Consider the following 8,343-nt stretch of genomic DNA (forward strand, 5'->3'; position numbering starts at 1 on the left):
TGGCTCTTTCATCACCATTATGTTCAACATACTGAGTACCTTCACTGAGCAATATCAGATGCGTCGATATTGAACAATTCAACTCTCAATTTCTTTGCCATTTCGGTAGCAGCATTAGTAAAGCCGTTAATTGAAAAAACCGCAAAACGGGTGCATTCATAGTATGCGGCACCAGAATACACTTGCATGACCGCTTCAGGTCCAACGGGAGTAGCGTATCTCTTACATTGGATTGCAATCTTTTCTGTGTTTGAAATAGCTATTAAATCGACTCCAAAATCACCCGAAGAAGGCGTGGTGGAAACGGAGTATCCAAAACCTCTATAAAGTTTCTCTACGTGATTTTCAAAACCCAAGCCAACTTGAAGCGTGGAGGGTTGATAGGTTTCCAGAGTTTCCGTCGTATTCATCGCGGTATAAACAACTGCCCCCCACCATATCAAGCTATGCGGGTAGTCATAACCAAAATTCTTTTTGAGAATTCTATATATTTTTGCGTAATCAATCTCGCCATTGATGTATGTTATTTTCTGCGAAGAAAAAGCGTTTCTTATCAAGTCAATTTGATTGTATATTTTTACAAAAGCGGACTCAAACCTGCTGACCTCAAGACTTAAAGTGGTGAGTCTAGATATAAATTCATTGACTGCTTCTAAACCACCACTAAATCGAAGTCCATTTGCAATTTCAGCAAAAAGCTCCAGCGCATTAGGCTGGATGAGACGCAAACCGGGTCCATTCTCAACGAATTTTAAAAACCCGTGGATTTCGACCGATGCTAAATCTTGATATCGTTCCTGATTAAGTGGTTCGCCTACATTCCGATCTTTTGCGTTCTCAGCAACTAAATGCGCAGACCACCATTTATCATTAAGATTACTGTCATCAGACCTACCCTCTTCGGTGATAAGGTCGATTTCAAGCTTAAGATCATCTGCTATTTTTTGGTAGTGAGCTTGCTCATGATAAATATCCGAATCACGAAGCCCTTTAATTTTAGTGTCTAATGAATCACGGACAGAATTTAGATAGCTAGCAAGTCGATTTAAATGGTGAACTTGTATTTCCCCAGACGCTTTAAATTCCTCATCCATCATTTTAGATAAGTAAAATGGATCAAGAATCACTGCACACGAATTCCTATTTCCCAACCCAGTTTCATATGCCATTTTATTTTCCGTGAAATCACTTATTCTCTGAAATCTACCACAGGTTGATCTGAGTTTCGACGCTAAATCTGACCCTCACATGCAAGTTATTCGGTAGGAAATAGCCAGAACAATTGACCTTTCTGGTCGCAAAACTGGGTAATCTACGCTACTACGCTACGAAAGGATTTGAGTCAGCTCATGCAGCCACCTAAGAAATACCTGATAGTGAAAGCGGGTCAAGAAGGTGCCAACGGCCTCTTCCCTATGAAAGAGTGGTGCAGGCAGAACCCAACTGAAGCCCCTCCAATGAACCCTAACGAAGCTAACTCACAGCAGCTTCGTAAAGGGTTTGCCCGCATGGGTTGGGTCATTGAAGAAACCGAGACACAGGTTTTGATCCTTCACCCAGGAACGCCGCAAACGGCACTTAAAGACCTGGAAAACGAAGAGCTAGAGCAGGAAGGTGATGAAACGCCTGACGATGCTCGGGGCAGCGTCTTTGAGCTGGAATGGCAGTTGCGAGACTTCATTGCTCATAACATCGAATCACTGTCTGTTGATGGCAAAAGCTTGCGCCTATACGTCGATGACCAAGGACGAGACGGCGTTGAATACCCCACTGGTGTTGGCCCTATAGACATTCTGGCAATAGACAGCGATGGCGCCTATGTCGTCTTTGAGCTGAAACGCGGTCGCGTAGCCGACAAAGCCATAGGCCAGATAAGCCGGTACATGGGCTGGCTGATTACGAACAGGGAAGGAGGAACGAAGGTGAAGGGAGTCATTGTCGCAAAGGACATTAGCCAGAATTTGCGTCATGCAGTCGTGGCAGTACCGAACGTCTCGCTTTTCGAGTATCACATCAGCTTCACTTTGAACGAGGTCAAAGCCGCCAATTTCAGGGGGTGATGAATACCAGCCCTACCTACTGTAGACAGATCAGCGTCTATGCTGCACTCATCCCTTCGGCCCGAGGTGTTGGATGCGCCTGTACTCTGCGGTTTTGGTAGCCATGATGCTTGTAGGCTGCGATAAGCCCCCTACCCTCGAGCAAGGAATGTCTCTGTACACTCAGAGTCAGTTTGGCCCAGCCGCTTCGGCTCTTCAGCCCTATGCAGATAAAGGTGACTACCGTGCGCAGCTCATCTTGGGAATGGCCTACCTCCAAAAGGATTTCAAGGATGATGCCAAATCAGTGCACTACTTCAAGCTAGCTGCTGACCAGGGCGACGTTGACGCTATGTATTTCCTTGGGCGAGCTTACCTGGACGGTAAAGGTGTCCCACAGAACACTACTATAGGTGAAAGCTACCTAACCAAAGCTAGTGAAGCAGGGTCGATAGCAGCGCTTCGAGAATTAGGTAATAGACACGCAGATTTCTATAGAGAAAGTAATTCTTCTGTAGAAGCGCTTAAGGCTATTCAATACTACGAAAAGGCATTTTTACTGGGAGAAGGTAGTGCCGCTCTAATGATTTCCTCTACCTATGGCAGCGGATCTATCAGTGATAAATATTCAGCTGCGGTATGGAATGCGGTATTTCAACTAACCAAAACCAGTCAAAAGACAACTGATGCTTTTCAGTTATTGCCTGTAGCTCAGAGAGACAAGGCTATGATGGATTCCTACGCCTTGTATTCAAAATACTCATCACTCAAACCGGCAAAAAGCTTTCTAGATAAGGTCAGAAAATATAGAAAACCCGCCGAATGATTTTCGTCACGGTCTTAGAAGCCGGAACCTGAAGGCGGTACTGAACCTGCTACATCTTTAGCTAGGGATTTGTGCGTGTATGTCAGGCAAAGGTACTTGACGTTCCCACAAGGGGCCTCAAGCGTGATAGCGGAATCCGGCTTGTTCCAGCTCAGAGTAGTTGCCTTGATTTCTTGCCCTAGTCCGTTGGTTGCAGTTGAAACGACCGATTTGCCAGCCCCCCATTTTTGGGTAAGTCCCGACTCAGCAATCGGATAATTTCTACGGTCGGCCATGAGCATAATCATGTAAAGGCGAAGCTCACCGTTTTTGTCTTTGTCGAAGTGGTAGTCGCCCAATGCAGGACCATAGATTTGCCCAAATGGATCATCCCCAACGCGATGACACACCAGTTTCCCTGCTCTCTGGTCGCACCAACCGGCCTTACCGTCAGGGGTCAGCTTTCCATTGATTACGGGAAGAGCTTGAAACTCAGTGAGCTTCATTCCCAACACGGCACCATTGAAGTCGAATTCTTGGGCTTGAGAGGCAGCGCAGAAAAAAATCCATAGAAAAGCGGCTGTGGCCTTGTTCATCCTTGTCGTACCCCTGTTCAAACGCAATGAGTATGGGATAGTACACCCAATTACGTCATCATAGATTTAGGGGCAGAAGGAGAACAGGTGAGGCACATGCCGCCGTTGCGGCGGCATGATAGCTGGTGTTACTTGCTCAACCACGATTCAACGGTGTCAGCACCGAACTCGCTCTTCCATTCTTTCAACTGACGGTGGTTTCCACCTTTGGTTTCGATTGTTTCGCCAGTGTGCGGGTTCTTGTAAACCTTAACCACACGCTCGCGACGGGTTGCTTTGGCAGCTACAGGAGCAGCAGCACCTTTGCGGTTAAGCGAAGCTGGATCGAGGATTGCGATCACGTCACGCAAGCTTTTGCCATATTGACCTAGCAGATTGCGCAGCTTCTCTTCAAATTTGATTTCTTCAGCCAAACCAGCGTCACCTTTCAAGGCTTCCAGTTGGGCCATTTGCTCTGCAAGGTGTTTTTCAAGCTGACGGAATTCTGCAAGCTTCGACATTGTGCGTACCTTTAAATGGGTTGTGATTTGATCATACATGAAATCATTTAAATCTGAAAAGTGGTCAATCCATCTTCACTAGAAAAGGTTTGGATTTTGCTACAAGTTCAAATTTTTTTGCCTTTTCATTCCACAAGACAACGCCGTCATTTTGCATCATGTCAGGGCTACCAGCTTTGTAGTAACGCAAATCGCTCATAAATATTGCATTGCTACTGGCTTTGTGGGCAACCCCACCATTAGCTGGGGCAAGCGCGTCTGACTCGCTTGGGAATTGCATTGGGGCTTTGTAGAGCTTCCCATCATTCACATCTACGAAGACCGTGGCTTGGCATCCCGTGCCGCAACCATAAGTAGCGACCACAAAGTGCCCCGCAAAATCGGCTTTCTTGCCAACGGCGCCTTCGATAGATTCTTTTATGCGCCACTGCCCTTGTAGGGCTTTGTTACTCGACCAATCTACCTTTGCTAGAGCCTTGCTGGAAACCGCAGAGGCTGGGTACTTCTCAAAGGTGAAACGGTCGTCAGCATGGCTTGCAGAAGCTACACACAGGGAGATAACTACAGCAGTCAAAATCCTTTTCATTTGAATCACTCAATTTTGGTTTGAGGCAAAACCATAGCTCCAGTCTTGAGGATCAATCAAGATCGATCCTAGAAATATTTTCGTGCCTGCAAAACCCGGCAGATATAGCTTAAAAATTGCTTTTCCCTGCAATGCCTAACAGTTTGCCTCAATACGGTGTCCCAGTCTTTATTTCGCGTAGCGAATGCCTTCTAAAATACAAATGGTAAAATCACTCATATAACAAACTGAATTCAAATGGCAGTAGCTAAACGAAAATCATACAAAGAAAAAAAGGAGTACATCGACAACAGTAAAGAGAAGCTAGAGGGATTCCTAGCGGGGAAGGTCGATAGCATCTGCGCAATGCTCAAGTCTGAAAATCCAGACGTGCCGGTGTGGAATTCGCCGTGCTTCAAAATCCGATACCTGAATCCCATGTCAGGAACAGTCTACAACCTCGAAAACTCCATGCTTCTGTCCATGCTAGGGAAAGAGAAAGGCTTTGAACTGCCCTACTACCTCACAGCGAAACAGGGCTACGACGCTGGCCTGTCAAACAAGGGCGAGAAGGGAGACTTCGTTGTTCACAACTTCGGTATGCAGATCGGCTTTGTAAAAGACGGCGAAAAGCCAGGTACTGGGGGTAACGATGACCAGGAGCCCAATGGGGAAGGCAAAGCCATCTATAGACGTGCTTCAAAGCTATCCCCTGTCTTCAACCTGCAGCAGTTCACGGGCGAGCTACCCGAGAAGATAAAAGCGCAGATGGCGCAGCGCGCCAAGATCCCTACCCCGTCAGAAGTACAGACCGTGCTTCAGTCAGTAATGGATACCATGCCCACACCGCTCAAAAGGCACGCAGGGGCGGAACACAGCAATTACTTCTCCCCAGGTGAAGACACCATCTACCTTGCCCCGTCTAGCTACTTCAAGAGCGACCTACACGAGCTATCCACTCTATTGCATGAGGTCAGTCACTCATACGGAGTACCCAGTCGCAAGAACCGTGAAAGCCTCGCAAAATATGCTCTGAGTGATGAACACAGGGCCTATGAAGAGTTGGTAGCTAATCTGTCAGCTCAAGCCGTGATTAAGCACCTGAACTTCAACATCACCGATGGCATGCGCGACCAGTTAGACGATGCCTTTTTCAAGAACCACCAAACCTACGATGTGGGTTGGGCATTAAAGGGCTTGAGAGACAAGCCTGATCAGGTTTTCAAAGCCGCAGCAGATGCAGATCGCACAGCGAACGAGATCATCTACAAGCTTGAGAATGACCTTAAAGCAAAGTACGAACTCGACCCCACCCTACCCGTCTCTGACTTCATCAAACAGCGCCTATCTCGCTCTGAAGTGGATTCCACGCCACAGGTGAAGCCGCCGACCATCAGCAGCCACGACATCCAGGTAGAGACTGCCACACCCATACAACAACAAAAGAAGATGACATTGAAAATATGAATAATTTCGATAAAAACAGAAAACAAGCTTTTGAAGATCTCATTGATGGAGACGTAGAGCTGATGGAGCTTTACGAGCATGGAATGCTTACAGAGGAATGCTTTGTGGAGGAATCCACAAATGAACCGTATAAAGAAATTCCGCCAGAAAGGATTTACTAAGTAAATATAATGTGATCTTAGAAAATAAACAGGAAGAGATTCCTGTTTTTTTGGCTTTGATATCCGCAAATCAGTAAATTAAAGGTTTTGATATCCCTTCAGTCTAAAAACCATGGATCAATCATTTTACTGAAGCCAAAAATTAATTCATGATCCACCACATTATTAAGCACTTCATAAACACTTATGAAACAGTTCTGACGTGGTTAATAAATCCTTATGAACCATTTCACATGCGTTTCATCAACAGCTCAGAACCAGCTCATAGCCATTTGCTCAATGCTTATGAAGAGCCTCATAGGGGTTTCACATCTACTTCATAAATGCATCAGAAACAGATTTTAGCGCTTACCGCTACCGTAACTCCCAGGTAGCCGCGCCCAGGAATCAAGCATGTCTATTTTCTTGGGGCTCTTCCTACCCTTCTCGACCGGCTTGGTGTCGTGGACTAGCTTTTTCACGGGCAAAGCAATCTTGAATTTCCTTGCCGCGAACTCTTCAAGACTTACCTTCCAGCTCATGCGCTCGTTCGGCGGATTCCCACTACGAGCAAAGACAGCTCCGTTCGGTCCCATCTTGCTCAATAACCCAAGCCGTTCACAAACCCAACCTGACACGAACAATTTGTAGTCGCGTGTATCGAAGACCTCAACCAAAGGCACGAATAGCGTGTAGTCACGGTGCTTGGTCGCGTGGTCAATGCAGTGCGCTATTGCCTGACTGTACAAACTAGATAGCAGGATCTTCTTTTCATCCAGCAAAGGGCGAAGCTCGTTTTTGTTGAGTGTCACCAACAGCTTGTACGACTCCTTCATCACCCACCCTCTCCTTTTCAACCGTGGAAACCGCCTATTAGCGCTCAAGCATAGGCGCTCTGTGTTGAATTCTGGTCTTTTTTGCGAGGCATTGCCCTGCCAATTTCAACACAGGACGTGTGCGGAAGCCTCACCAACCCGTATCCAACCCGTAAAAACCAATGATTTAAGAACCACTTAATAAGTATTTCATAATTACTTAATAAGTAATTCATATCCACCTCATAAACACTTAATAAATAATTATGAATATTTTCGCTAATGGCAAATAAGGCAAAACCAGAATGGTATAATTAGACTAAACAAACAATTACCATTATGAACAACTCATGCGAACTGATTCTACCCATCCAAACCGGATTAATATTACCTAGCAAAAATTTGATTACCCCCAATGAACAAGTTTTGATTCTGCCTAAACCGCATATAAATGCTTTGTTAGATTTTTACTGTACTTCCCTACCATTGAGCGCTCTCAATAAATTACCAACGTACAAAACCAGATAAATCTCCCCTCTACGGCAAAGCCGTAATGCACCTCGAAAAATTATCCCCAATAAAAAAGCCACTGAAGAGTGGCCTTTTCATATCCCAACATTTGTATTCATGCAGTTCTTCTATTGTCATTGCGTAAGCTTCTATTTTTCATCAGCACCAAAGTGAACATTCCAACCAGGAGAGTAATCGGCCAAATTATTGTAAACGCAAACATAGAGCCGAACATTGCTGAAGGATCACTTCTCTTAAAGCTCATTTGAATCTGTGTAAGATCGACGTAATACAATTCATGGAGGAAAAACTTCACAACTGCCGTTTCCCCCGCAAAGCTCCAAAATGGCACTCCGAACAACATGACCATGGATGCCCTGTAGATGAAAACCCATACCAGGATATTCATTATCAACTTGAACGCTTTGATTCGCTTATCGTAAACATCAGGACTGGAAAAGTTTGGTTTGTAATCAATCTGATTGATTAAATAAAAAACTGGCAACGTAATCAATCCAAAAATGAATGGCGCGACGTGAAAGAGAATCAGGTGAGCATCATAATACGCAGTATTAACATTTGACGTACCTTGTACGAGAACGTTTCCAATTGGCAACGTTTAGATACCTGCGTATATAATTATAAATCTCTGTAAGAAATTTAACCTAATCTTTTCCTTCTTCATGTTGCTCACCTTCTTCTAGTTATCCAAATTATAGCATTTGCAAATAAAAAGAAAAGGGTTAAGCGAAAAACGCATCAACCCCTTTGCAATAAAATTCTATACCCTTTTAAAAAATTCCTTATTTGAAACTCTGAAATTTTAATGAGCCTGTGAATTTCTCGTTTGCGCCTTTAACTTTTTCAAAGCCTTTCTCACCCATTCTCTTATCTTCAACAATGTCT

General features: G+C 44.9%; 9 protein-coding genes. 4 read left to right on the top strand and 5 right to left on the bottom strand.

What is annotated here, in order from left to right; all coding sequences use genetic code 11:
* Window positions 1-41 precede the first annotated feature (41 nt).
* The gene (locus tag HX823_RS21770; RefSeq protein ID WP_177076612.1) at window positions 42-1,169 is read right to left on the bottom strand and encodes a restriction endonuclease; all 1,128 of its coding nucleotides are present in this window, start codon (window positions 1,167-1,169) and stop codon (window positions 42-44) included.
* Between the two features lie 180 nt (window positions 1,170-1,349).
* Between HX823_RS21770 and HX823_RS21775 the strand changes: the two genes are divergently transcribed.
* A complete protein-coding gene (locus tag HX823_RS21775; RefSeq protein WP_256350208.1) occupies window positions 1,350-2,060 on the top strand; it encodes an endonuclease NucS domain-containing protein in 711 nt (236 codons plus the stop codon).
* 148 nt (window positions 2,061-2,208) lie between these two features.
* Window positions 2,209-2,865 (top strand): tetratricopeptide repeat protein, encoded by a 657-nt coding sequence (locus HX823_RS21780; RefSeq protein ID WP_177076614.1) that lies wholly within the window; start codon window positions 2,209-2,211, stop codon window positions 2,863-2,865.
* Between the two features lie 14 nt (window positions 2,866-2,879).
* Here HX823_RS21780 and HX823_RS21785 read toward each other — a convergent pair whose 3' ends face one another.
* The 3 genes from HX823_RS21785 to HX823_RS21795 form a co-directional block, all read right to left on the bottom strand.
* The gene (locus tag HX823_RS21785; protein ID WP_177076616.1) at window positions 2,880-3,440 is read right to left on the bottom strand and encodes a hypothetical protein; all 561 of its coding nucleotides are present in this window, start codon (window positions 3,438-3,440) and stop codon (window positions 2,880-2,882) included.
* 128 nt (window positions 3,441-3,568) lie between these two features.
* Window positions 3,569-3,940, bottom strand: a complete 372-nt coding sequence (locus HX823_RS21790; protein WP_108538174.1) for a histone-like nucleoid-structuring protein, MvaT/MvaU family — start codon at window positions 3,938-3,940, stop codon at window positions 3,569-3,571.
* A gap of 64 nt (window positions 3,941-4,004) precedes the next feature.
* Window positions 4,005-4,526, bottom strand: a complete 522-nt coding sequence (locus HX823_RS21795; RefSeq protein ID WP_108538173.1) for a hypothetical protein — start codon at window positions 4,524-4,526, stop codon at window positions 4,005-4,007.
* 237 nt (window positions 4,527-4,763) lie between these two features.
* Between HX823_RS21795 and HX823_RS21800 the strand changes: the two genes are divergently transcribed.
* Entirely contained in the window at window positions 4,764-5,972 is a 1,209-nt protein-coding gene (locus HX823_RS21800) for a zincin-like metallopeptidase domain-containing protein (protein ID WP_177076618.1), read from the top strand.
* A complete protein-coding gene (locus tag HX823_RS21805) occupies window positions 5,969-6,133 on the top strand; it encodes a hypothetical protein (protein ID WP_177076620.1) in 165 nt (54 codons plus the stop codon). The genes HX823_RS21800 and HX823_RS21805 overlap by 4 nt, the downstream gene beginning before the upstream one ends.
* A 341-nt stretch (window positions 6,134-6,474) precedes the next feature.
* Here HX823_RS21805 and HX823_RS21810 read toward each other — a convergent pair whose 3' ends face one another.
* On the bottom strand, window positions 6,475-6,948 hold the full coding sequence (locus tag HX823_RS21810) for a hypothetical protein (RefSeq protein WP_177076623.1): 474 nt from the start codon (window positions 6,946-6,948) through the stop codon (window positions 6,475-6,477).
* Window positions 6,949-8,343: the final 1,395 nt, after the last annotated feature.

Origin of the sequence: Pseudomonas sp. P7759, assembly GCF_013386445.1 — a bacterium.
GTDB classification, from domain to species: domain Bacteria; phylum Pseudomonadota; class Gammaproteobacteria; order Pseudomonadales; family Pseudomonadaceae; genus Aquipseudomonas; species Aquipseudomonas azotoformans_A.

Excerpts from the sequence above, each read along its gene's own strand:
- HX823_RS21780 (WP_177076614.1), top strand. The coding sequence starts at position 2,209 with ATGTCTCTGTACACTCAGAGTCAGTTTGGCCCAGCCGCTTCGGCTCTT.
- HX823_RS21810 (WP_177076623.1), bottom strand. The coding sequence starts at position 6,948 with ATGAAGGAGTCGTACAAGCTGTTGGTGACACTCAACAAAAACGAGCTT.
- HX823_RS21785 (WP_177076616.1), bottom strand. The coding sequence starts at position 3,440 with ATGAACAAGGCCACAGCCGCTTTTCTATGGATTTTTTTCTGCGCTGCC.
- HX823_RS21775 (WP_256350208.1), top strand. The coding sequence starts at position 1,350 with ATGCAGCCACCTAAGAAATACCTGATAGTGAAAGCGGGTCAAGAAGGT.
- HX823_RS21795 (WP_108538173.1), bottom strand. The coding sequence starts at position 4,526 with ATGAAAAGGATTTTGACTGCTGTAGTTATCTCCCTGTGTGTAGCTTCT.
- HX823_RS21805 (WP_177076620.1), top strand. The coding sequence starts at position 5,969 with ATGAATAATTTCGATAAAAACAGAAAACAAGCTTTTGAAGATCTCATT.
- HX823_RS21770 (WP_177076612.1), bottom strand. The coding sequence starts at position 1,169 with ATGGCATATGAAACTGGGTTGGGAAATAGGAATTCGTGTGCAGTGATT.
- HX823_RS21790 (WP_108538174.1), bottom strand. The coding sequence starts at position 3,940 with ATGTCGAAGCTTGCAGAATTCCGTCAGCTTGAAAAACACCTTGCAGAG.
- HX823_RS21800 (WP_177076618.1), top strand. The coding sequence starts at position 4,764 with ATGGCAGTAGCTAAACGAAAATCATACAAAGAAAAAAAGGAGTACATC.